We start from the raw sequence: 23,744 nt of genomic DNA, 5'->3' as shown, positions 1-23,744 counted from the left end.
CTTTTCATAGAGCACGTTCTGGGTTCTGTCCAGCATGCAAGAGTTGGATAAGTTCTTATTAAAAGATTTTGAATTTTCGGAAAAAGGTTAGTTCCTTGCACTCTTTTAAGATTTCTTTGTCAGATGGATAATACTTTTTAGAAGATCCATCCCCACTTAATAATAACGGTGAAAATATAAGTAAAAAGCAACGATATCGATAGCCAGTGTAAACGGCAAAAGGAGCCAACGCATTCCATAACCAATTACATTCCCCGGACTGAATTGTTTGGCCTCAGGCAAAAATTCGATTTCTATAATGGAGGAACCTTTCTGAGTCGATTTTGGTTCGTACAACCAAACGGCTATCGCCACCAACTCGGGAAAAGTTTTTCCATCCTTCTTATCGTCCCATACTTTAGCTATAAAATAGGTAGGAGGGGTTCTAGGAATTGCCAATAAAGGAAGTGATTTTGAAGTGGATGTTTTAGAACAGTCCGTGGAAGTTCGAACGCATACACGTCGTCGACCGAAAGTGTAATTTTCTTTTTCTTCTTTGGAACAGTCGAGTGCAAGGGTTCTATTTTTAGAATCAGAGAGACAGAGTCTTTCATCCGACCCCCATCCTACAGTCCATGCTTCTTGAATATTGGAAATCGTTTTTCGAATCGGAGTACCTCGATAGAGAATGATATTTGCACCATTTAGATCCCACCATGGTAAGACGATTGCGGTTCCTATATCAGGAAGAAATAATTTCCCAAATGGGTTTTCTACTCGGATCCGAGAAATGTCTTCGTCACCCCCTTTCAAATCGCATTCATCATCCAGTTTAAGGCGGTGTATATCGTAGGAATATTCTTTGTTAGAATTTCCACTCGACGAAGGACTCGCGCAATAGTAGCGAAATTTAGGCTTTCCATCCACTATATACGATAATTCTAGAATGGGACGTTTCTCATTCTGCAATAGACGCAGTTGAAGTTTTACGTATTCATCAAACGAAGTTTCGCTTTGTTTGTTTAATAGGAGTGTAGTTGCACAGTTTAGAAAAGGAAAACAAAAGAAAAAAAGAATCAGAAACCAAATCCATTGACTTGGATACGAGAAAAGAACGATAGTTTTTTTAAACCGAAATGAAAGAATATTTCTATTCATGGGATGATTTTTATTCGATTGTATTGGATCGGTAAAGAATTTTATACGCTTCCTTTAGTGAGTGCGACTTTAGAAACCGGTTCTGAACTACAAGGAAAGAGTAGCAGAGATCTATGGAAATTCTTAAAGAGTTTATTTTTAGGATCGGTGTATGTCGCTGGAAGAAACCGTTCCAACAAAATTAAATCCGCCACCGAAACCTATTTCAATTTAGAAATCGTATATTCCCGTACCGGAAATAAAAAGTGGGCGATCGAAAATTATCAGAGATTCATAGAAGCTACTCCCACGAAGTACGAAAAATCGGAACAAGACGTAAGAGCGAAAATAGAAGAGCTGAAGAAAATATTACTGATAGGGAAAAATATTGAGTTAGAGAGCGATCCCGGCTCAGTTTTTTTCGTTCGGCATTTCCACAAAGCCGAAACCTTTGGACTTCCCGGAAGAATAACGGTTCCGACCAAGTTCAAATCTATCGGAAATTTTTCTGAAAGTTTACCAACACACTCACAAATAAATAATGAATTTTAACCGGAAAAATTGTTCAAGGTCCGTCACTGACACAACGTAAATAACTTTGGGTACTCAAAGCGGTAGTATTAATTGTAGCATCTGTAAAATTAACTTTAAACACTTGTGCATGCGGAATGGAATTGCTAGCGTTATATTGTGATGATATGGCGGGAGTATTGGGAAAAGCAACCGGATCAATTTTTGCTCCTGCCGAAGAAGAAAAATCTAATAAACTTCTTAGTTCGTGAACGTTAGGAAGTCTCCAAGTACGATCCGCTAAATTCAAATTTCGACATGTATATAAAGCCGAAACAAAATTATGAATCGTTGGACTTCCTAAAGTACAATCGGGAGAATTAGGAGACCAGGTCTGTCCAACGGAACATTTCTGCCAAACTAAATTGGTTCTATCATCCCGAACGGTTCCATTATTTAAATCGGAGTAAATTTGATCAGGCATTCTACCACCAGAAACACAACGAACATTCTGATTTCCCCAAGACTTGGGTACCAAAGTATTCAATCCGGAAGCGAAATTAAACACCCAGGCCTCGGTCACATTCAGTGCGTTAGTCGTGTTTGACCAAAATTGTTCGTCTCCAATCGGAAACTCAGTAAGATCTATATATACTCCGCTCGGAGTTTTATACGTACTGAGAGTCATTAGCTCTTCAATTTCTGGAAGCCTCCAACCTTGAATACCTGCATATCCTAACCCGGCATTCATCTGATTCAAATCACTGCAATAAGTCACCGCTAACGAATGTGTATAAGCGTAGGTAGGCAAAGTACAAGTACTACTACTCATAGTGACTGGACAATATTTCCAAATCAAACCAGTTTGCCGATCAAAAGTCACAGGTTGTGGGGTATAACCTGGCATAATTACATTGGATTGAAAAGTGGATGGAGTTCCCGTAAAATAATCAGCGTCCTGACCAGGATCGTCAAAACAATTTGAATAACAACTAGTCTGTCCCGCATCCGTTAGACGAAATATAGGAAGAACCTGAACCGTATAATCCCGAAAACTTTCATCACTTGCAATCACTCTATAAATCAATGGAGAAGAAAAATCATTTATAGTTTGTCCACTGGATTGAGAAACACCGTTTATTTCTACTCTTGTCCCTGTGGTTACAAAAGTGGCTTTCAAACGAGAAACCGCACCGAACGGAACTAAAATTGCAATTCTATTTTCAAAAACTTCTCCTACAGAGTCGAGGGCAAAAAAATGATCTGCGGCTTGAAAACGAAAAGAGGTAATTTCTTTTGGTTCTTCGGAAAGAACTGGAGAATCGTTTTGGTTTTGGCTCTCCATGAGTAAGGCTTCCATACCACTTTGAAAAAGAAGACCAGCCGTTGAAGAAGAGTCTATACTGATCCGATCGGCTTGAGAACAAAATACAAAGAACGATGTTGCTGCGAACATCAAAGATAAGCCAAGGCGCCGATTCATAAAAAGATCATTTTTCCTTAATAGGAAAACTATAATTGGTATTCCAAAATAAATCCTATCAAGTTATAAGCTAATCAATGAAAGAATTCGAATCTATAAGAATCAGATAAGTATTTTTTTGCAGAAAACGAACAGAATTTTCAGATCAAAAATTTTAAAATTTCCGAAACTATGCCCGGTCCATTTTACAATTTGTTTTTGATAAAAATCCCTAAACTAATCCAGAAACATAGAACGTCTTTAAAGTTGCGTTTCACCGTAAAAATTGTATCTTTCCTGACTTATTTTGTAAGTCTTGCGAAAAGAAACCTTCCCAAACAAGTTTTAGATTTTTTTGAAGTTTAAATTTATGTTCGATCGATGGAGTAAATATGTCACAGTTTGAAAACGTAACGGTCCTAAAAAAAGCAAACGTATATTACGATGGTAAGGTGACAAGTAGAAGCATCTTGTTTCAAGACGGTAGTAAAAAGACTCTTGGAATTTTAATGCCGGGTCAATACGACTTTGGAACGGACGAAAAAGAGATTATGGAAATTTTAGACGGAGAACTTTTAGTGAAACTTCCAGGACAAGAAGTTTGGAAAGAAATCAAAGGTGGTCAAAGTTTTGAAGTTCCCGCAAAATCCAGATTTCAAATGGATGTGAAAAAAATTAGCGACTATTGTTGTTCCTATATTCAAAATTCCTAATTCTAAAAACAAAAACGTTTCAATTCAGCGGAAAAAAGACTTATAAACGAAGACCGTATCCTCAAGATTATCCACCAAATCGATCCGTGCGAGTTCCCACAGATTCTGTCTCTTGGTATCCAGAAAAATGATCTGATTCATTTGTTTAAACGAATAAAAACTCTTTTAAAGAAAATTCGCCTTTTTAAAATTAAAGATGGGTATTAGTAATTATTTTTTGTTCTAGTCTTTTTTGTGCGGCCCTAAGTTCACCGTCTGCAATTCTCAGCGTCCATTCCGGAAAATGTCTCGTTAAAAAATATTGAAGCCAAGAATCCCAGGTGGCATAACCTAAAAATTTCTTTTTAGGAAACCAATTCATAAATGAGTCCACTACTTTTCCTACGGAATGAACCGAATTGATCGCCGAACCCATCTCCATTTCTTTTACGAGATCTGGTTTATCCAGATTTTCTTTTTCTAAACCGGGAGTATCCGTAGTCGGAGGTAGAAAAACTTTCACCCTCACTCCATGAAACACCATTTCTTGTCGCAAGGATTGTGCAAAACCAATAATCGCAAACTTACTAGCAGAATACGCTCCATAACCGTAAATAGAAAACGTAGCAAGCATGGAAGAAACAAAAACAATATCTCCGAAACCTTGTTTTAGAAAATGACCGTGAAAGGCACGGACCAAGTTCACATGTCCAAAAAAATTCACGTCCATCAGTGTTCTAAAATCAGATTCGCTTAAATCCTCAACCTTACCTACTTTCGCATAACCGCTGTTACATATTAGAAGATCCAAATCTTTTAAAGTTTTGAGAACCTTTTTTGAGGCCCTTTGTATTTGTAAAACGTCGGAAACATCCGCAACTACAAAATCAAAGATTGCGTTTTTAAAACCGATCGTTTTTAACTCGGCAACGGTTGTTTCCAAAGCTTTTTTATTTCTAGCAGCAACAACTACGTTTGCCCCTTGTTTTGCAAACTCCAGTGCAAGTCCTTTTCCAATTCCAGCCGAACCGCCGACAATAAAAACGTTTCTACCTTCAAATCGTAGATGATTTGATTTCATATTCAAAATTTATTTTTTAATTTTGTAACCGGTTTTAAAAATTATCCAAACCAGACCCAAACAAATCGAAAGAAAAATAAAAACCATCGTAAGACTTACTCCCACGCTTACATCAGAGATCTCGTAAAAGCTCCAACGAAACCCGCTCACTAAATAAAGAACAGGGTTAAAGAAAGTCACCTTTTGCCAAAAAGGAGGAAGCATATTCGCAGAATAAAAACTGCCGCCTAAAAATACTAAAGGAGTTATGATGAGTAAAGGAATCACTTGCAATTTTTCGAAACTATCCGCCCAGATCCCTATAATAAATCCGAACAAACTGAAAGAAATAGAAGTTAAAAGAAGAAAAAGAACCATCACAAACGGATGTGCAATTTTTATCGGAACAAATAAAGAAGCTGTGGCAAGCATAATCGTTCCCAAGATCACCGATTTTGTAGCCGCAGCACCCACAAAACCAATCACGATCTCCATCATAGAAATTGGCGCCGCTAAAATTTCATAAATCGTTCCAGTAAACTTAGGAAAATAAATTCCAAAAGAAGAATTAGAAATACTCTCCGTCAACAAAGACAACATAATTAAACCGGGAACGATAAACGAACCGTAACCTACTCCATCCACTTCTTGGATTCTAGAACCGATCGCAGAACCGAAGACCACGAAATACAAAGAAGTAGAAATAACTGGGGAAGCAATACTTTGAAAAAGTGTTCTCCACGTTCTGGACATTTCAAAAATATAAATAGATTTGATCGCGTATAGATTCATTTTGATACCAACTGAACGAATATTTCTTCCAAAGAACTTTGAGTAGTATTCAAATCTTTGAAATCAATTTTAGCTTTTTTTAAATCCTGAAGAAGAGTGGAAATCCCGGTCTGAGTGCCATGAGAATCGTATGTATAAAGAAGTTGTCTTCCGTTTCCAACGATTTCCAGTCCCTTTGATTTTAAAGCCGCTGGAATTTTTTTTAAGGTTCGATTTAGATCAATCGTAAGTTGTTTTTTTCCTAACTTCTGCATAAGTTCTTTTTTATCTTCTACGAGAATCAACTCTCCTTTGTTGATCACTCCGATACGATCCGCAATTTCTTCCGCCTCTTCTATATAATGTGTAGTCAGAATGATTGTGACTCCGTTTTCCCGTAGATTGCGAACTATATTCCACATATCCTTTCTAAGTTCTACGTCCACTCCCGCGGTTGGCTCGTCCAAAAATAAAATTCTAGGTTCATGAGAAAGTGCCTTTGCAATCAGAACCCTTCGTTTCATTCCTCCGGAAAGTGTAAGTATCATCTGATCCTTCTTATCCCAAAGAGAAAGTGATTTTAAAAGTTTCTCAATATAATCGGGATTAGGTGATTTTCCGTATAAACCTCTCGTAAAACTCACCGTAGCCCATACGGATTCGAACGCGTGAACACTGAGTTCCTGAGGAACAAGGCCGACTTGGGATCTGGTAAATCTAAAATCCTGTAAAATGTCTTTTCCGGAAACATGAACAAAACCTTCACTTGGATTTACAATTCCACAAATGATCGAAATCAAAGTCGTTTTACCCGCTCCGTTTGGACCAAGTAGAGCAATGATTTCTTCTTCTTGAATTTCCAAAGAAACGTCTTTTAACGCCTGAAATCCATTTGCATAATATTTAGAAAGACCATTTACGGATACAATGGGCGATTTCATTTTCGGTCTCATATTCTTCCTTATTGTATGAACGTCTTAGAATCGACTCGATAGAAAGCCCAAAATACACAAAACATTTTCTTCGTACAGCATGATTTTACTTTTTTTGAATCGATTTTCATACTTTACTTGAAACTTAAAATTGATTTACAGCGCCTTTCTAAGTTTAAACGCGGTTCGTAGAACAAACTACACGCAAAAGGTGCCAAGTGTTTAAATCCATTCAGAAGATTGAAGTTTTTTTAAAAAAGAAATCAATTATATTCTAATTTACTTACAATCAATTTTTTTATTTTAGATTCTAAACCCAGTATTTCTATTTTGAGAATTGGCGATTCCGATTTCCCAGGTCTGTGGATTTCCGGCCAAGATTACTTGTTTTTTAGCTCTTGTAATTGCAGTATAAAGAACCTGACGATTGAGTAGTCCATGAGACTTTTCCTCTTCTATAGAATCTGGGAGGTACATTAGGATTGTATCATATTCAGATCCCTGACTTTTATGTACACTCATCACAAACGCCGGTTCGTGTTCTGGAAGAGTGTCTAACGCAAACTGAAAGAGTTTTCCTTCAACAGGAAATACTGCCCTAAGTTCTCCAGTAGATTCCGTTTTTAATACGATTCCAATATCTCCGTTGAAAAGTTTTCTGTTTTTATCGTTTCGAGTAATTAAAATGGGAAGACCCACAAAATAAATTCCCTTGGAAAGTCGTTTTGCGAAAAAGTTTCCGCCTTTTCCGAGAAAAAAATTTTGAGCGGCCAAGTTCATAATCTTTGTCTGAATCGCATCCACTCCCCAATAACCACTTCTAAAAATCGTAAGACAACGAAATCGTTTCAGTTCTTCTTGAAATTTTTGAATAAAATCCGGTTTATTAAAACAAAAAGAATCCTGAATTTTCCAAGAAGCAATTCTATCAATTTGAGGATAAAAAATTTCTTTCCAAAGTTTTTCGACTAACTCGTCCCTAGAAAAATAATCCGAAGTAGTATTTTCAATATTTTGTAACCATACTACTTCACTTTTATATTGAATATTCTCCTTGATTTGAATCGTTTTTGGAAAATTTTCATCTATCTTAGTTCCTAAGTTTAGGTTTTCAGGGGAATATCTTAAAATTTCTTCGGCGAGTGTTACAATCTTTGAAACTTTTCCGTTTGCGTTCGGTTGTTGACGATTACTTTCTTCTAATTTAGAAACAAAACGAGTTCGTTTAGATTCTAACGCGGATAAAAAATCGCTTAACACGGCTCCTTTTTCGACAGAAGGAAGTTGATGTGGATCTCCGATCAATATAAACCGAAATGGTATCGTTTTTTCTTTAATCGTCTCATTTTTAGGAATCGAGCTCCAAAGAGAAAGCATCAGATTCAAATCCACCATAGAAACTTCGTCCACGATAATTAGTCTATGTGGAAGGTATCTTTCTTGATTATAATAAAACCCACCTAACGACTGTTTGTAGTTTAAAAGTCCGTGAATCGTCTGCCCCCTTAAAAATCCGTTTTCGAGAGACGTGGAAATTTTTTTTAAATTTTCCTGAACCGATTCCGTTAGTCTCTGCGCCGCTCTTCCTGTCGGTGCGACAAGTGCAATTTTTTCCGGAGAAGGAAGTTGTCCCAGTTCATTCAAAATTTGTAATAAAAATGCTACTACGGTCGTTTTTCCAGTACCAGGTCCTCCGCTTACAATTTGAAAAGATGAGTTTAAACAAGAAAAGATCGCTTTTTTTTGATTTTTTTTTAGTGAAAAACTTTTTGATTCCAAATCTTTTAGAATCTTGTCGACTCGACCCGTATCTACATTAACCGAAATTTCATTTTCGATCCTTTCTTTTAAAAGACGTTCCAATTCGATCTTAGAATAATAGTTTTTTTCGAAATACACCCATTCCGTATTTTCGAACCGATCCACAACCAGACCGGGAAGTTTTATTTTTAAAATTTTCCTCCACTCTTGTTTTACGGGAACACATAAACTTCCTTCCTGAGTGGCGCTCCAAAGAGAATTCAATATTTCTAATATATAGTTTGAGTCTTCTTCAGATACTTTTATCGAATTTTTCTTTTCGAGTTCCGACAATTTTACCAGTTCTAAAATATCCGTTCTTAATTTTTCGATAAAAGTCAATTGGATTCCTCCCATTGAAACGTAGTCGATTCTATAACGGTTTTACGAATTGTCTCTATTCTTTCCAAACTCCAAAAAAAGTCCGAATAAGTTCCAGAACTTTCTCCGTATTTCATCCCTCTTAGAAAAAAATAATATACTCCTCCGATTTTTTGTAAGGCTTCCTTTGGACCAAACAAACCATTTAAATATTCATAAAGTACTAATGCGTAAATATCTCTTTGAAGGTCATATCTACTTTCCGAATTTTCCACGTTTCTTTTTAAAGAAAGAGTAGAATAATCTTCAAGTAGATTGGATTTATAATCCGCCAAATAAAATTTATCATCGACCTGAAACACCAAATCGATGGAACCTCTTAAAAAATTTCCAGGACTAGTATTTAAATCCAAATGAAAATCCATTTCAGAAATCCTATTTTTTTTGGATAGATCCACAAGTCGAAATGAAGTTCCTTTCTGATCTGGAATATCTGCGTTCAATAGATTCCATAAAATTTCTACGCTCCTTTTTTGAACCGTTTCCTTTTCTAAAATAGGGCGGCCTTCTTCTCTTTTTAAAATTCGAAAGTAGTCCAAATGAAAATCCATTCTGGAAATAATTTTTTCGTTTTTTAAAAGCTCCTTAGGTGTAGTAGTTTTAAAAATGGAAAAATCCAATTCTTCCAAAAGAGAATGTAAAAAAGAACCGATAGAAGCAGAAGATGGAAGTACATCTTTGATTTCCGTTTCGGAGTTTTCCACGTCGTCTGACTGCATACGGTTTTTTTCTTCTAATACGGAAAGAGATGTTTCTTCCGAAAAATTCATTCTAGTCCTCAAAGAAGAATAACTATTGAGACGAATCGTTTGAAAAGTTTCCGATTCTTTATAGAGTAAGGGCGTAAAACATATTTCTGGATCTAAATTCCGATCAATTCGGTTAGGATCGGTAGAATCAAAAGGTGTAGGAGTCCAAGAAATCACATGAAATAAGTCCGTATCGATTTTATTCTCTAATATATTTTGAAGCCTAGGATAAAGAATTTTATAATATGCTGAATCTCTTGCTTTCCAATTGTTCAATGGAGTATAAAACGGTAGATAAAGTCTCACCTTGGATCTAGTGATCCCCACGTATAAAAGTCTTTTGTTTTCGTTCAAAGATTGATTAGAATATATTTCTTTACTAATTTTCTTTTCTTCTTCATCATCCCAAAGACTCAACTTCCAAGATCGTATTCCATCCTTATCCACAAAAGGATAGTCGTAGACCTCCGGAATATAATTTCCGGAAAGATTAAACAAAAAAACGACTGGCCATTCCAAACCTTTAGAAGCGTGTAAAGTTAGTATCTGAACCGCATCTTTTTCTGTTTCTTTTTCAAACAAAGGAAGTTCTTCTTCGTTTTTAGAACTACTCTGTAGTAGTTTCAATTCTTCTAATACTTCTTCCAGATCGGCTTGGTTTACAATTTGAAACTGAAGTAACCTTTTAAAAATCTGTCTGTAGTTGGTCAGTTTTCTTTCCCAGTCTATATCCGTTTCGTCTTCGGTCAAAAAAATCCTGCTGTCTTCTTCTATGGAACGGAATAACTCAGAAAATTTACGTTCCATAGAAAGAGTTTTCCAACGATCTAATATACTTTTTTCGGACGAATCAATCGAATGTTCATCAAAATAAGTAAGATGTGCCGGATGAATTTGAAACAAATCTCCCAATAAAAGTTTTCGATAAGAGGAAGGTTTATTCGGATCTAAAAGACATTCGAATATATTAGAAATTTGATATGATTCCGCGGATTGATAGATTCCTTCTTGTTTGTAAAAGGAACAAGGAATCCCTCTGAGTTTTAAAAATTGTTCCGCCAGCTTTCCTTCCGACTTACTTTTTACTAAAACTGCTATTTCACGGAGTTGTAGTTTTTTTTCCACATAATACAAATCCCCTTCAGAAACTTGATAAGTAAACGGATTCTTTTTGTGAATGAGTTTTAATATTTCCTCCGAGATAAATTGTCCCCAGGCGTTTTTTGCGTCTTGAGTATTCCAAAAATCTTTTCCGGTAAATCGTACAATCTGAATCGGACCTTGTTTCTGTTTGTCGCTTAATAAAATCTTAATATTTTCTTTGGGGGCAAATACGGGCTCGTATTGGATCGGAATCGATTGTTCTAAGATCGGGAAAAAACTCTGTTTCCCAGATTCTCCACCAAAAATTTCATTATAGGCTCGAATCAACTCAGGAACCGATCTATAATTGACGTTCAACGAAATTTCTTCTGCTTTATGTTTTTTTAATTCTTCTTTTGCTTGAAGATAAATTCCTATGTCCGCTCCTCTAAATCCGTAGATGGACTGTTTCGGATCTCCGATCAGATACAACGCTCTACCATCGTTAGATTCTAAAAAAAGTCTTTTGAAAATTTCATATTGAGCCCCATCCGTGTCTTGAAATTCGTCCAAGATCCCTACTTTGTATCTACTTTGAAGCGCTTTTCTAAGACGAGGGTTTTCCAAAGAATCCCTGGTTTTTAAAATCATCTGGTCGTAACTCATCCACTCCGAAGTTTTAAACTCCTTCGAAACCATCTCCGCAATGATCAATGCGGTTTTTTGAAGAAAAGTCTCCGAACTCATGGTAGTTGTTTCGTTAGAATAAGTGTATTTTTTTCCGCTCAAAAGTTTAGATGCAGAAATTAGAATATTGTCTTTTTTGAATCTATATTTCGAAGCCAAAATGAACTTTTCCAACTTTTCGGGGTCCACCCAAGAACTCCATTCCTCGTGTTGAAGTTTATACAGAGCAACGTTCAACCTTTCCAGAGAGTCGGTTAAGATCCAGTTTGTAGGAGTTTCCGTTTCTACCGGATATTCCTTTAAAATCATATTACAAAATCCGTGTATTGTGGAAATCGTAACCTGATCCAGTTCCCTGGCTTCTTTGGTCAGTCCGGAACTGATCAGTTTTTTTCTAAGTCTTTCTTTGAGTTCTCCCGCCGCCTTTTCTGTATAGGTCAAAATCAAAATCTGAGTCAAAGGAACTTTATGTTCTAAAATCAGATCTCCTACGATTTCCATAATCGTATAGGTCTTTCCGGTTCCGGCAGACGCTTCTATAAAACTGGATTTGAGTTTATAAGGACGACTAACGTTCATGGATCCTCTTCCAATTCAAGAGAGGTTTGTAAAAATGTTTGGCCCATCGGATTTGGGACCGTAAAATCAATTCAGGTGTTTTCGGATACAGTTTCACCAGCGGGGATAAGTCCTCCTTAATTCCGCTCAATTCCTCTTTGAGAAAACGGATCCAAACGTTTTCGTCTTCAAATTTCGACAAGTCTTCGGTCGTCTTATTTTTACCAGAACTTACCTGTATATTTTTAACGTAATAACTTAGAAATGCTTTACGCGGAAAAAAGATAGGTTCTTCTTTCAAATATTCAGTCAATATTTTAGAAAGATATTCCATTCCTAAAGAAGAATTTTCTATTTTATATTCAAATTCTAGAATATTCTTTTTTTTAGATTCTTCCGAGGGCCTAGGTTTAAAAGAATAGATTTTAAAATTTTTGTTAGATGAAGCAAATGCGACCCCGGTTAAAAAGGGGAAACTCATCACCTTCCAATAATCCTTATAACCGAAGTAATCCTCGCTAGGTTTTTCTTCTAAACTTTTGGAAAACAACCAGTATAAACTCCCTTCTTTTTCGATGACGTGTTCCCATTCTCCTTGAAGAAAAAAATCCCCGGATTCTAAAGGAACTTTTAGCGCGGGAAGTTTTTTACAGATTGTATCGGGCAATCCTGTATCTCCTAAACTCAAATACGGATAATACTTCCCTCCTTGAAAAAGAGGTTTCCATTCCGAAAGGTGTTCACTAGTTGTTACTAAATATCGAACCAGATCGGCTTCTTGTATTTTCCCAAATACGGATGCAGGAAACTTTGCAGAAAATTTTTCCTTTTCTAAAATCGGAGAAACTGCTTGAACGATTTTTTCTTGATCCCAGACCCACGGTTTTTCTGAAACCAGATCTGGAATCATCAGTGCATGCACTTTTTTTAATATATAGGTTTCCTCGATCGCGTCCAGATAAAAAGGTTCCTTTTCGTTTTCTTCGACGTTTTCCTCTTCTAAATACATCGCCAATTTTCTTTTGAGATACGTGTCCAAAGGGTCGCTTAAAAACTGAGAAAGTTCTTTTACGTCGATCGTAGACTGAGAAAGATCAGAATGATTTTTTATCAGTTCGTCCGGATCTTGAAATCGATTCAAAACAGGATGATCTTTTCGGTTTCCATTAACCCAGACTCTTGCAAAATCATAACTTACCAAACCTTGTCTTAAATCCTGGGGAGTATGTTCGTATTTTATACTATACGAATGTAATGGAATACGAACAACGTTCTTAACTTCCAAAAATTCCATGATTTCAAGAAAATGGGAACAAGGTTCGAACGTCTTATCTTCTTGTAGATTTTTACCTACGTAGCTGAAAGTGATCGATTCTCTTGCGGAATGAATCGTCTCCCATAAAAGGGATTCTTGAATTTCCCTTTTGGAAATATCCCATTCCTCTCGAAAATGTTTTCTTAAATTCAATTGTGAAATATCGTCAGAACCTGGAAACTTTCCTTCTCCCAATCCTAAAACATAAATATGTTTAAAAGGAATGGGACGCATCGGTTGCAAAAGAGAAATTGTAACTCCTCCGGTTAGATAGGCTCCTTTACGATAAGGTATTTGATCGAAAATTTGTTCCGTAAGAAATTTCAAAAGAGAAATTCCTTGTTCCGAATTTTGTAATTGGATTCCTTCCCATTCAGAAAGCGACTGGAACCAACCGTGAAAAAGTTTGGCTTCTTGTTCGTATTCTTCTGGGAACTCAAAAAGTTCTTCGATAGAAGTTCTTACTAACTTTAGATATTCGGAAGTCCATCGAGCCGTTCCGTTTACGGAGAAAGAAAGAATATCTTTTTTTACTTTGAGAACCGTTTCCCAAAAAACCGTTAAGTGCAGAGAAGATTCTTCAGATTCTAGAGGAACCTGAGAAATTTTATATTTTGTCCAAGCGGTATCTCGAGAAAGAATCGAAGACAATCGAATCCTTTTGAGTCCATTCGAAATTTGGAATGTATCTTTTTCTCTTCCAGATTCTTCGTATCTGACTCCGGAAGTTTCGATCAACCTTTCCAGTTCCTGCACATCTTCAGAATGAATACGAATCCTTTTCTGTAAAAGAGGATTTCTAAGAAGTTTTAAGAGATCGTTTTTACGAACGGAAATTCCCGAACAAATTTCCCAAATACTCATCAAACCTCGATACAAAAGAGAAGCTTCGTTCGCGTTTATGTCCGTCAAAGAATAGGGAATTTTTTTTCGAACCGGGTCCGAGTCCGCTCTAGTCTGTAAAAGAATTCCTCCATCTAACACCCATTCTACGGCGGGACGATAAACCTTCATATCCGTGACCAAAACCGCAAAATCCAGATACGTCAGTGTACTGTCCTGGTTCATCTTATAGAGAATATCGTTTGCAACCGATTCCATTTCTCGATAGGAAGAAGGAGCGTTCCAAAAACGGACTGACACGTCTTCTGAAAAAATTTTTACGTTATGCGATATTGTATCTCCTTTGAGAAGATTTCTAAGTGCGGAAAGTTTTTCTGGATAAACACGAGTATCTTCTAAATTTTTAGAAACAACCCCCGCCATTCTAGAAGAGATATGAATCTGAGGATTGGACCATCTTTGTGGTCCTAAAGATTCTGTCTTAGTAGAAGCACCGGTGTGAAATTGATAGAGATAGATCGGAAGTTCGTCTTTTTTAGAAATGGATTCTAAAATTCCTAAATACGTATCTGCAAGATTAGAAAGACAAAAAAGATGCAGGGAACCTTGAGGAGAACATTTTGGATCTTTAAAAACTTCTTTGAGAAAAAATTGAATGAGAGTGTTCGGCTGATTCGAATTTAAAAGAACTTTTTGATATAACTTCTTTTGAAAAAGGTAATATTCGTCTTCCTTTGGAAACGGTGTTGGTCTATGAGAAATAGAAGGAATATCCAAACCTTTTTCGTTTGCCCAACTCTGAATCCAAGAAGATCGGTTTAATTCGTAATCTTTATAAAGCGAAGTCAGTTTTGCGCTTAAAGAAAACGCTCTCGGAATACTTTCTAAAAAAGAACCCAAAAATTTAGTTTCTTTAGAATTTGAGTTTTCGATTAGAAAAGTTAAAATTTTTCTTTGAATCGCATCTTGGCTGAGGAATGTCTTTTGAAACGGATCGTATTCTAAACCCGCTCTGAGATAAAAATATTCTTCGAGCGCTTTTTCTAGAAAAAGAAATTTAAGATTAGCGCAAAGTCCGGAGATACGAGCAAGATTCAGATTTAGCCAAAACCTCATATTCACACTAGGTACTACGATCATAGTAGAACGAAGTGGGAAATTTTTTCTTTCCTTAAGTATGTTCTGAGAAAGTTCCGAAGTTATATCTTCAAGAGATAGACTTGTAATATGAGTGATCGACAAACAATTTTCTCCGGTCGAAATACGAACATCCTAAGAATTCAACCTTGTGGCAAGTAATTACATTTTATCTTGCACTCGAAGATCATTGACAAATCCTGATCGTAATGGCCTCTCTTTCCGAACTCAAAACCCTTTTCGGAATTTCTTCTTTTAGAACCTCTCAAGAAAAAATCATTACGGATGTTCTTTCCGGAAAAAATTGTATGGTGATCATGCCTACCGGAATGGGAAAATCGATCTGTTATCAAATTCCAGCGCTTATTTTAGAGGGATTAACAATCGTCATCTCTCCTCTGATCGCGCTCATGCAAGATCAAGTGTTAAAACTGAAACGACTCGGAATCGAAGCTGGTTATATCAATTCTTCCCTTTCTAAACAAGATAGGCTTCAAAGTTATCAATACCTAAAAGAAGGTAAATACAAGATCATATACGTTTCTCCAGAACGTTTTCGTAAGAATGAATTTTTAGATTGTCTTAAAAACAGAAAAATTTCTCTTCTTGCAATTGACGAAGCACATTGTATCAGCCAGTGGGGTCATGACTTCAGACCAGATTACACTAAAATTTCCGAGTTCCGAGAAATTTTAGGTAAACCGACCACGATTGCGTTAACCGCAACAGCTACGACCGAAATCCAAAAAGACATGATTCTTCAAATGGGACTAGAAAATTCGGAAATCATAATATACAACGAAGGGATTTGCAGACCAAATCTTTTTTTAGACGTAAGAACGTTTGTAGACGAACCTTCTAAATCAGATGGAATTCTAAAGCTTTTAAAAAAACAAAACGGAAGTACGATCGTTTATTTCAACCTCATCCAGAGTTTGGAAAAATTCTGCGAAAAACTAGATATTCAAAAAATTGAATATTCTGTTTATCACGGAAAGCTAAATGCTGACCAAAGAAAAAAAATACAAAACCGATTTTTAAAATCGGATGATAAAATTCTACTCGCTACAAACGCGTTCGGGATGGGAGTAGATAAACCGAACATTAGAACGATCATCCATGCAGAACTTCCTTCTTCTTTAGAAAGTTATTATCAGGAAATTGGAAGAGCGGGAAGAGACGGTAAACCTTCCGATTGTCATGTGTTTTACAACCAAGACGACCTTTCTGTATTGATGGATTTTATAGAATGGCAAAATCCGGACGCGGCGTTTATCTCCCGTACATTTCAGACCTTGGAACATTTAGGAGAAAAATTATCTTCGATCGATTACGAAGATTTACAATCTAAGATCGTTTCTAAAAACAGAGGAGATCACAGACTTCAAACCGTTCTCAATCTATTTGATAGATACGGAGTCACTTCAGGAGAATTGGAAAAAAATTCTTTAAAATTAATTTCCACTTTGCCCAAAGCTTTGTGTTCTACAGAATCGCTAGAACTTAAAAAGAAAACCAGTTTAAAACGTCTGTATCAAATGCTTCTTTATTTAAAATCAGAAAAATGCAGAAGAGAATTCGTTTACCAATACTTTGACGCGAAATTTTCAGAATGCGGGAACTGCGATATTTGCAAAAATTCTAATGAATCAAATTAGAACTTTTGATCAAAAATAGAGTCGGTGAAATAAAAGTTTTCTGATAAAACATGGTATTAAAATCAAATTATTTGTATTTAAGAAAAGCATCATATAATCTAGTAACTTTCAACAACTTGGAGTCCGGAGTTTAGTCTCGCATAAGTTCGATAAAACCAATCCGAAAGGGAACTTTAGCAAAACGCTCTCTCAAACTAAAGACGATATTTTGTATTACGTTTTCTGCACGCAATTTATTAACCAGGGTTAAAAAGCCTGGTCCGGATTTGCCTAAATTATCTTTTCGCAAAACTTATATTATTCAGAGTTATATAGTAGAATACCGCAAGTCTTTATCGCAAAAGCACTTTGAATGTAAACTTTTAGGTACTGTGTTATATAGCCTTATCAATAAAATAATCTTTGTTTAAAAAATGATTAGAAGTATAAAACTATTTTCGTTTTTTCATTTACAAAATCTAAATTATCACGATTTCTATGCTAGCAATAGGAGAATAGAATATGAAAATTTTATCATATATTCTAGGTGGGATTGTGGCATTGATTATAATTCTTGCAATCATTTCCCCCAAGGAATTCAAATTAGAAAGAGAAGTTGTCATCAATCGACCTAAAAGTATAGTTTTTGCAGAACTTAAGTTTCTAAAAAACCACGAACAATGGAATGCTTGGTCTAAAAAAGACCCTCAAATGAAAAAACAATTCCAAGGAACGGATGGTAGCGTTGGATTTATTTCTTCTTGGGAAAGTGAAAACCCAGAAGTGGGAACCGCTGAACAGGAAATCACGAACATTATAGACGGTGAAAGGCTCGACACTCAGATTCGTTTTCAAAAACCTTTCGAAGGAAGTTTTAATTCCTACATTACGACTCAATCCGTAAATGAAAAACAAACAAAAGTTTTGATCGGTATGTCGGACAAAATGTCCTTTCCTATGACAGTGATCAGTTTTATAGTTAATGTTTGTTTTGATCAACAACAGAAAATTATCCGGAACATGGACGATAGTCTAAACAATCTGAAAATTCTTCTGGAAAAATAACAACCTATCTGAAAAACTTGCGCGCTGGGAATAACACAAGGTTCAAACAAGCAGCTCGCAAGTAGAGGAACAAAATAGGGGCTACGTTAAATGATTTCATGTAGAAGTTTTGATTGTACAATCATTATATTTGAATTTTATAAAGATTGTTTAAAGAAAATCGCTTTTTTTATTTTTTAAGCAAACTCTATATATTTCGGATAACGTAATAAAATTTCTGACATCCGTAGCTCTGATACGCTTGTGTACAACTGGTTTGTTTATCTTTAAACATGAAAGTGTCTATATGCAAAGACCGTAATAAATTCCAAGCGGGAGCCGCAAATGGTGAAGAAAAAAGTGTCCGTTACTCCGCTATTGTTTTAATAGGGAAAAATTTTTGTAAAAATACACTTCTCTTCAATAAGCTCAAATAAATTATTTTTATTTTTCATTTGATTTTTTAAAACTCCAGCAATCAGATCGGCAACTTGGATAAAAGGATGATCACTACTTTGAAACATTTCTAATTGTTCAACCTTTTTGAAATAATATTCAGTATTCTTTTTTGTTATGTAATCTTTAAATTCTTTTTGAAATTTAGAATTTTTACCTGAATACTCATCGAAATAAAGATTTATACTACCTCCTAAATATTCTAAAAGTTCTTTTAAGAGTTTATCAAAAGCAAACTTATAAAATGACTTTGAATGTTTAAATCCTGCGCCCGTTAATTTGGTTTTTACAAAAATGACACTAGCAAATTCATAATCGACAGTCGACAATTCTGTTAAAACTTTCTCATATTCGGTTAACTTTAATTTTGTCGATTTAAATTCAAAGTCTACTTGTTTACCTAATAAATCTCTAATGAATCGAAACCGTTTATCCAATTCATAGATCGGTTTATTTCTTTTTGATTCAATGACGACAGCTGTAACTATGAAGAAAGGATCATTTTCAATATTTTTTAGCGAAGGAGTTCCTGATTCATCAAAATATACATTTACAGTTGTTTTCTCTTTTTTAGTGTGCTCAAGTTGCGCAAATAAGTCATTTTTACGAATAATCTTCTTCAAGTTTCTTAAATGCTTTTGCTCTGACCGTATTCGATTTGTGTAAAAGTCTAAAGTATTTTTTGCATCTGCCGAACTTTCAATAAAATATATACCTTTTTGGGAAGTTCCTATAAAGACCTTGTCACTTTCTCTAAATGGCACAATAATTTGATGTTGAAACGCCTCTTTACTATAATCGTATTTAAAGTTCCCGTTCCTAATAATAGTTTTAATTGATTGGCCATTTTTAAATCCTTTACAATTATGTATGAGATATTCAATAAACTTTTTCCTATCTTCACCATATCTATCTCCATTTTCAGGAGACCATGACAAAGCAATTTCCTCTAATGTTCTGTTTTTCATTTTGGATATTCAAATTCAATTAGCGCATATTCGTCCACTCAAATTTTCTAATGAATTCTAAAAACAAAATATACAAATATTCTTAAATACTAAATCATAAATCGAATTTCAGAAGCAGTATAAACTGACGTTCAGTGCGAGAAACTAAGTTTTTAGAAAGGGGTATTCTCAAAATCTGGAAATATCGGAACTACTATATTTAACTTGTTACTCAGAACTATTACAATAGATTACCTGCCATTTTTCACTCAAACAGAACTTTGCGACAAAAATTCACGTCATTTAATTTCATCCCGACTATTATCAAATGACCAATGTAGGAACTACCTCCTAAATATTCTAAAAGCTCTTTAAACTTGTCGCAAAACCCAGACGATCTTCTTTAGAAATTTCTAATAATTGCGCGAGTTCCAACAGACCATTGCATCTAGATATTTACGAACGTTCCAGTAATTCTTTGTCATCAAAATCCCTGCAATCTTTAAGGTTTTAGAGGTTCTATGTAAAAACGTGAGTCCGAGGTAAGGAATCCTCTTTATGAAAGTCAATCTTTATACAAAAAATAAAATGGGGAACTATTACAAATCTGAATTTTACAGAACCGAAGAACTTTCAAAAAGAGTAATAAATCGCAAATGCGACTTAATCTGTGGGAACTCTCACAAATTCGAAATTTAACATGAATTCAGAGTAACCAATACGAAAGTGATATATGTTGAGACCATGGAAACAAACAATATTGAATTTTTGTTTGCCAAGACTTTCTTACTTCGAACTCAAGGTAAATTAAGAAAATCACATATATTTCTCAAGATCAGAAACGTTATCAATCGGAAGTTTACAGGAAAAATTCTCACAAACATAAACAAGAGCATTCCCGCCACTGTCTCTGGAATCAAAAAGAGAGGAAAGTTTTCTTGCCTCCTCTAACTCATCTTCGTTCACAACTGCAAAAACTGAGTCAGGTAAAAACCGAGACTGAATCCAAGCGAGAAGATCTCTACCCGCTTCTGAATTTTTGCGAATCAAAACGATTTCCCTAGAATGATATTTATAAGACCAATAGGCGGAAAGCAAAAACGGATAATTAAGAGCATAAGAATATAATTCTTTTCTAAAATATAAAAAGATCGATTCTGCAACTTCACGATAACGATCCGAATTCACTCCCAAAAAAGATAACTTAACCAAAGAATGAGCAAGAGAACTGTTTGCGGAAGGTTCCACACCGTCGTAACCGTCCACACTCCTTCTCAATAAAACTTCACCGTCGATTCCGGTATCAAAGAACACACCCGCGGTAGAACGAAACAAACGAATCGTTTCTTCCATCCAAAGAACCGCGTTTTGTAGATAACGAACTCCCCTACCAGCCTCAAACAATACAATCGAAGAAGCAATCATCTCCGCATAATCATTCGAATATCCTAATATTCCAGATTCTCCTTCTCGGAATCTTCTCAAAATTCTACCTTTAGAATCGATTAGATTTTTTTCGATAAAAGAATACGTTTCTTCTGCGAGTTTCAGAAAGTCTTCTCTCTGAAACGCGATTCCGGTTTTTACGAGCGCCTTGATATAAAGACCATTCCAAGAAGTCAAAATTTTATCGTCTCTAAGAGGGCGAATTCTTTTACTTCTTCTTTCCAAAAGTTTGGCTTTTCCTCTCGTCAAAGCTCCATCTAAATGTTTGGATTCTTCTTCCGTAAAATTGGAACCGCGAAAATTTTCGTGTAGTATATTTTTGCCTTCAAAGTTACCTTCTTTTGTAACGTTCCAAAATTTTTCCAAAAGGGAAGAATCGTCTCCACAGACTTCCCTAAATTCTTCTAAATCCCAGATATAAAAAAGCCCCTCTTCTCCTTCAGAATCCGCATCTTCTGCGCTGCAAATTCCCCCTCCGTCCATTCTCATGTCCCGATGTAGATAAGAAACTATATCAAGTGCAAAAGATTTGGCTGAAATTTTTTTCGAAACCAAAGAATACTCCGCAAGAATCTCTAAAAAAAGAGAATTATCATAGAGCATCTTTTCGAAATGAGGAACCAACCATCTTGGATCGGTAGAATAACGACAAAGTCCACCGCCGATTTGATCATAAATTCCGCCTCGTTTCATGGCGAGAAGAGTGTTTTCCACCATCTCCAAAGCATTTGGATTTCCAGAAGAATGATAGTATCGAAGTAAAAACCCAAGTCCCATACTAGGAGGGAACTTATTGACTTGGTTGGTTTTAAAACCTCCAAACTGAGAATCATAATAATTTTCATAGAGTAAAAATCCGGAATCAAAACAATTCTCTGGTGGAAAATCCGCTTCTTGTTTTTCTTTCGCCCTACTTTCTCCGGAATCCTTTAAATATTGGGAAAGTTCAGAAGCCGCAGCAATCAATTCCGATCGTTTTTCCGTCCAAACTTTCTGAATAATATTCAAAACTTCTAAAAAACCTTTTCTTCCATATCTAGATTCCGGAGGGAAATAAGTTCCACCTGTAATCGGTTGTCCTTCAGGCGTCAAAAACATATTGAGTGGCCAACCTCCTTGCTGTTCCATTGCGTGTAACGCGTCCATATAAATCCGATCTATGTCCGGTCTTTCTTCTCGATCCACTTTGATCGATACAAAGTGAGAATTGAGATAATCTGCGATACTTTGGTTCTCAAATGATTCCTTAAATCTATTTTTCGATTTCTAAAAAACTTCCTACATTCAACCATGTCCATTCAGTAGGCACTTGTATGTATTACAAAAAGAAAAGGACATTAGAAAAACTTCTCGTTTTCGGAACCATTCTACTCACGATGATTCAGCCTACTTGGAGTGAGGACATCCTTCCGGAAGAAATTGTTTTAGAAGAGAATAAAAAATCTTCCGTTGAAAATTTAGGCGATTCCAAAAAAATCTTGAGACTGACTTTAAAAGACGCAGTCAATCATGTTCTTGAAAAGAATATTACGATCCAAAACGCTAAAATGGAATATGTAAAAGCGGATGGTGGAGAACTTAAAAACGAATCCCAATTTACTTGGAATCTAATCGGTGGAATCACCGTTTTTAGGACAACCCTTCCTGCCAATAGAAATAACATCTTCGCCGGAACCAAACAAAGCCAAGATAAATTGAGTGTCGGAATTGAGAAAAATTTTAAAACCGGAACGTATGCAAAACTAGAAGCGAGTACTACCCGTTTTGATACGAGTGCTTTTGAAAATCCCAGCACAACTCCTTCTAACTTAGCCGCACTCGCAATTCCTCCTTTATATACTGGAGCTTTGACGATCACTCTCAGTCAGGAAATTTTAAAGTATAGTTTTGGAAAAACCCAGAAAGAAAAAGAAGCTATTTTAAGACAAAATACTGTGATCAAAAGAGAAGAATTGATCTATGTACTTTCGCAGCTTGTAGCGCAAACATTGATTCAATATTGGAGTTTGAATATTTACGATTCGAACGTAAAAACACTGCAAGATTTAGAATCAAATACTAGAAACATCAGAGATCTGACCGTTAGAAAACGGAACTTAGGACTTTCGGAAGGTTTTGAAGTTAATCTATGGAATTCTATTCTATCACAAACCGCAGGTAATTTAGAAAAAGCTAAAGTGTCCCGCAGAGAAGCTGAAAGAAATCTGATTCGAATTTTAAACGCAGATCCTTCTTCTAAAATTGAAGGGGTTACCGATCTTCAAGAAAACATTCCTTTAGATTTTAACGTTGAAAAAGATTATATCTACGCACTCGATCATAGAACCGATCTAAAAAATCTTCGCAAACAAAGAGAAATCGCAGAATTAAATCTTAAGATCAAAGAAGCGGAAGACATGCCTTCTTTAAAACTTTCAGGGGCTTATTCTACAAGAGGACAAAATATTGTTTCTCCTCAGCAAAATCTCACAGATGGAAATAGAGGAGTTGCCTCTTTTAAATATCCGGAAGCATACGCGGCTTTTCAATTTTCCTACCCTCTTTGGGACAAAGGGATCAAGGCAGACATTCGAAACGCAAAGTTAGACCTACAAAATCTAGAAAAGAAAGAAGCCGAATTAAAACTTTCCATCAAAGAAGAATTAGAAAATCGTTATGCTGCCATCGTTGCCGATAAAGATATTTTCGAAGGTGCTAAAAAAAGAAAGGAAGAAGCTAATAAATTCTACAGAGGTCTTTCTGAACGTTTTCGTCAGGGTAGATTTACAGCGGTCGCGGTTAAAAACGCTTTAGACAACGTAATTCAATCCGAATTACAAGTCACCCAAGCAAAAATTCAACTGAACATAGACATTCTTCGTTACGAATTGGCAAAAAATCATATCTTCGAAAGGTTCAGCGTAAACGTAAATGACATCATCGATAGACTAATGAAGATGGTGGATGCTGCACAATCCAAGTCTTCTACGGAAACTTCCGAAAAATAAATCATCCGGTTCTGCTTCTTTTTCAAGTTGATAGTTCGTCTAAGTTCATTGATCTCAAAAATTCTTTTTTATTTAACGTAAGTTTGGCGTAAGAGATTCATTTTATAAAAACCTGATTTTTCCATAAAATA

The 23,744-nt window shown here is 35.7% G+C and carries 14 protein-coding genes and 1 pseudogene; 5 read left to right on the top strand and 10 right to left on the bottom strand.

The window, feature by feature from the left end; genetic code table 11:
- Positions 1-156: 156 nt before the first annotated feature.
- The gene (locus tag LEP1GSC049_RS211800) at positions 157-1,137 is read right to left on the bottom strand and encodes a hypothetical protein (RefSeq protein ID WP_004757076.1); all 981 of its coding nucleotides are present in this window, start codon (positions 1,135-1,137) and stop codon (positions 157-159) included.
- Between the two features lie 3 nt (positions 1,138-1,140).
- Between LEP1GSC049_RS211800 and LEP1GSC049_RS211805 the strand changes: the two genes are divergently transcribed.
- On the top strand, positions 1,141-1,668 hold the full coding sequence (locus LEP1GSC049_RS211805) for a hypothetical protein (RefSeq protein ID WP_016560921.1): 528 nt from the start codon (positions 1,141-1,143) through the stop codon (positions 1,666-1,668).
- A gap of 13 nt (positions 1,669-1,681) precedes the next feature.
- On the opposite strand, the gene LEP1GSC049_RS211810 is transcribed toward LEP1GSC049_RS211805, so the two are convergent.
- A complete protein-coding gene (locus LEP1GSC049_RS211810; RefSeq protein WP_004755842.1) occupies positions 1,682-3,109 on the bottom strand; it encodes an Lcl C-terminal domain-containing protein in 1,428 nt (475 codons plus the stop codon).
- Positions 3,110-3,480: 371 nt separating this feature from the next.
- On the opposite strand from LEP1GSC049_RS211810, the gene ppnP reads away from it, so the two are divergent.
- Entirely contained in the window at positions 3,481-3,801 is a 321-nt protein-coding gene (gene ppnP, locus LEP1GSC049_RS211815; protein ID WP_004755798.1) for a pyrimidine/purine nucleoside phosphorylase, read from the top strand.
- Positions 3,802-3,991: 190 nt separating this feature from the next.
- On the opposite strand, the gene LEP1GSC049_RS211820 is transcribed toward ppnP, so the two are convergent.
- From LEP1GSC049_RS211820 to LEP1GSC049_RS211845, 6 genes are all read right to left on the bottom strand, one after another.
- On the bottom strand, positions 3,992-4,861 hold the full coding sequence (locus LEP1GSC049_RS211820) for an SDR family NAD(P)-dependent oxidoreductase (RefSeq protein ID WP_004755887.1): 870 nt from the start codon (positions 4,859-4,861) through the stop codon (positions 3,992-3,994).
- Positions 4,862-4,870: 9 nt separating this feature from the next.
- A complete protein-coding gene (locus tag LEP1GSC049_RS211825; RefSeq protein WP_004755724.1) occupies positions 4,871-5,632 on the bottom strand; it encodes an ABC transporter permease in 762 nt (253 codons plus the stop codon).
- Positions 5,629-6,564 (bottom strand): ABC transporter ATP-binding protein, encoded by a 936-nt coding sequence (locus LEP1GSC049_RS211830; RefSeq protein ID WP_016560975.1) that lies wholly within the window; start codon positions 6,562-6,564, stop codon positions 5,629-5,631. The genes LEP1GSC049_RS211825 and LEP1GSC049_RS211830 overlap by 4 nt, the downstream gene beginning before the upstream one ends.
- 282 nt (positions 6,565-6,846) lie before the next feature.
- Positions 6,847-8,700, bottom strand: a complete 1,854-nt coding sequence (gene recD, locus LEP1GSC049_RS211835) for an exodeoxyribonuclease V subunit alpha (RefSeq protein WP_025186076.1) — start codon at positions 8,698-8,700, stop codon at positions 6,847-6,849.
- The gene (locus tag LEP1GSC049_RS211840; protein ID WP_016560947.1) at positions 8,682-11,822 is read right to left on the bottom strand and encodes a UvrD-helicase domain-containing protein; all 3,141 of its coding nucleotides are present in this window, start codon (positions 11,820-11,822) and stop codon (positions 8,682-8,684) included. The genes recD and LEP1GSC049_RS211840 overlap by 19 nt, the downstream gene beginning before the upstream one ends.
- The gene (locus LEP1GSC049_RS211845; protein ID WP_016560943.1) at positions 11,812-15,201 is read right to left on the bottom strand and encodes an exodeoxyribonuclease V subunit gamma; all 3,390 of its coding nucleotides are present in this window, start codon (positions 15,199-15,201) and stop codon (positions 11,812-11,814) included. The genes LEP1GSC049_RS211840 and LEP1GSC049_RS211845 overlap by 11 nt, the downstream gene beginning before the upstream one ends.
- A 104-nt stretch (positions 15,202-15,305) precedes the next feature.
- Between LEP1GSC049_RS211845 and LEP1GSC049_RS211850 the strand changes: the two genes are divergently transcribed.
- Positions 15,306-16,754: a RecQ family ATP-dependent DNA helicase gene (locus tag LEP1GSC049_RS211850; RefSeq protein WP_004757025.1), complete on the top strand. Its 1,449-nt coding sequence runs from the start codon at positions 15,306-15,308 to the stop codon at positions 16,752-16,754.
- A 501-nt stretch (positions 16,755-17,255) separates the two neighbouring features.
- Entirely contained in the window at positions 17,256-17,798 is a 543-nt protein-coding gene (locus LEP1GSC049_RS211855; protein ID WP_004755771.1) for an SRPBCC family protein, read from the top strand.
- Positions 17,799-18,160: 362 nt separating this feature from the next.
- Here the strand turns inward: LEP1GSC049_RS211855 and LEP1GSC049_RS211860 are convergent, their stop codons facing one another.
- Both LEP1GSC049_RS211860 and LEP1GSC049_RS211865 read right to left on the bottom strand, forming a co-directional pair.
- Positions 18,161-19,201, bottom strand: a complete 1,041-nt coding sequence (locus LEP1GSC049_RS211860; RefSeq protein ID WP_004763281.1) for a DUF3800 domain-containing protein — start codon at positions 19,199-19,201, stop codon at positions 18,161-18,163.
- Between the two features lie 795 nt (positions 19,202-19,996).
- Positions 19,997-21,874: pseudogene (locus LEP1GSC049_RS211865) on the bottom strand (thioredoxin domain-containing protein); the annotation flags it as partial.
- A gap of 65 nt (positions 21,875-21,939) precedes the next feature.
- Between LEP1GSC049_RS211865 and LEP1GSC049_RS211870 the strand changes: the two are divergent.
- Complete coding sequence (locus LEP1GSC049_RS211870) at positions 21,940-23,613, top strand: TolC family protein (protein WP_004755754.1); 1,674 nt, start codon at positions 21,940-21,942, stop codon at positions 23,611-23,613.
- Positions 23,614-23,744 lie beyond the last annotated feature (131 nt).

Source organism: Leptospira kirschneri serovar Cynopteri str. 3522 CT (genome assembly GCF_000243695.2).
GTDB classification, from domain to species: Bacteria; Spirochaetota; Leptospiria; order Leptospirales; family Leptospiraceae; genus Leptospira; species Leptospira kirschneri.
Note: the sequence above shows the minus strand (reverse complement) of the source record. Positions and strands in the feature narration are given on the sequence as shown.

Excerpts from the sequence above, each read along its gene's own strand:
- LEP1GSC049_RS211810 (WP_004755842.1), bottom strand. The coding sequence starts at position 3,109 with ATGAATCGGCGCCTTGGCTTATCTTTGATGTTCGCAGCAACATCGTTC.
- LEP1GSC049_RS211805 (WP_016560921.1), top strand. The coding sequence starts at position 1,141 with ATGATTTTTATTCGATTGTATTGGATCGGTAAAGAATTTTATACGCTT.
- LEP1GSC049_RS211830 (WP_016560975.1), bottom strand. The coding sequence starts at position 6,564 with ATGAGACCGAAAATGAAATCGCCCATTGTATCCGTAAATGGTCTTTCT.
- LEP1GSC049_RS211840 (WP_016560947.1), bottom strand. The coding sequence starts at position 11,822 with ATGAACGTTAGTCGTCCTTATAAACTCAAATCCAGTTTTATAGAAGCG.
- LEP1GSC049_RS211850 (WP_004757025.1), top strand. The coding sequence starts at position 15,306 with ATGGCCTCTCTTTCCGAACTCAAAACCCTTTTCGGAATTTCTTCTTTT.
- LEP1GSC049_RS211820 (WP_004755887.1), bottom strand. The coding sequence starts at position 4,861 with ATGAAATCAAATCATCTACGATTTGAAGGTAGAAACGTTTTTATTGTC.
- LEP1GSC049_RS211825 (WP_004755724.1), bottom strand. The coding sequence starts at position 5,632 with ATGAATCTATACGCGATCAAATCTATTTATATTTTTGAAATGTCCAGA.
- ppnP (WP_004755798.1), top strand. The coding sequence starts at position 3,481 with ATGTCACAGTTTGAAAACGTAACGGTCCTAAAAAAAGCAAACGTATAT.
- LEP1GSC049_RS211855 (WP_004755771.1), top strand. The coding sequence starts at position 17,256 with ATGAAAATTTTATCATATATTCTAGGTGGGATTGTGGCATTGATTATA.
- recD (WP_025186076.1), bottom strand. The coding sequence starts at position 8,700 with ATGGGAGGAATCCAATTGACTTTTATCGAAAAATTAAGAACGGATATT.
- LEP1GSC049_RS211870 (WP_004755754.1), top strand. The coding sequence starts at position 21,940 with ATGTATTACAAAAAGAAAAGGACATTAGAAAAACTTCTCGTTTTCGGA.
- LEP1GSC049_RS211800 (WP_004757076.1), bottom strand. The coding sequence starts at position 1,137 with ATGAATAGAAATATTCTTTCATTTCGGTTTAAAAAAACTATCGTTCTT.
- LEP1GSC049_RS211860 (WP_004763281.1), bottom strand. The coding sequence starts at position 19,201 with ATGAAAAACAGAACATTAGAGGAAATTGCTTTGTCATGGTCTCCTGAA.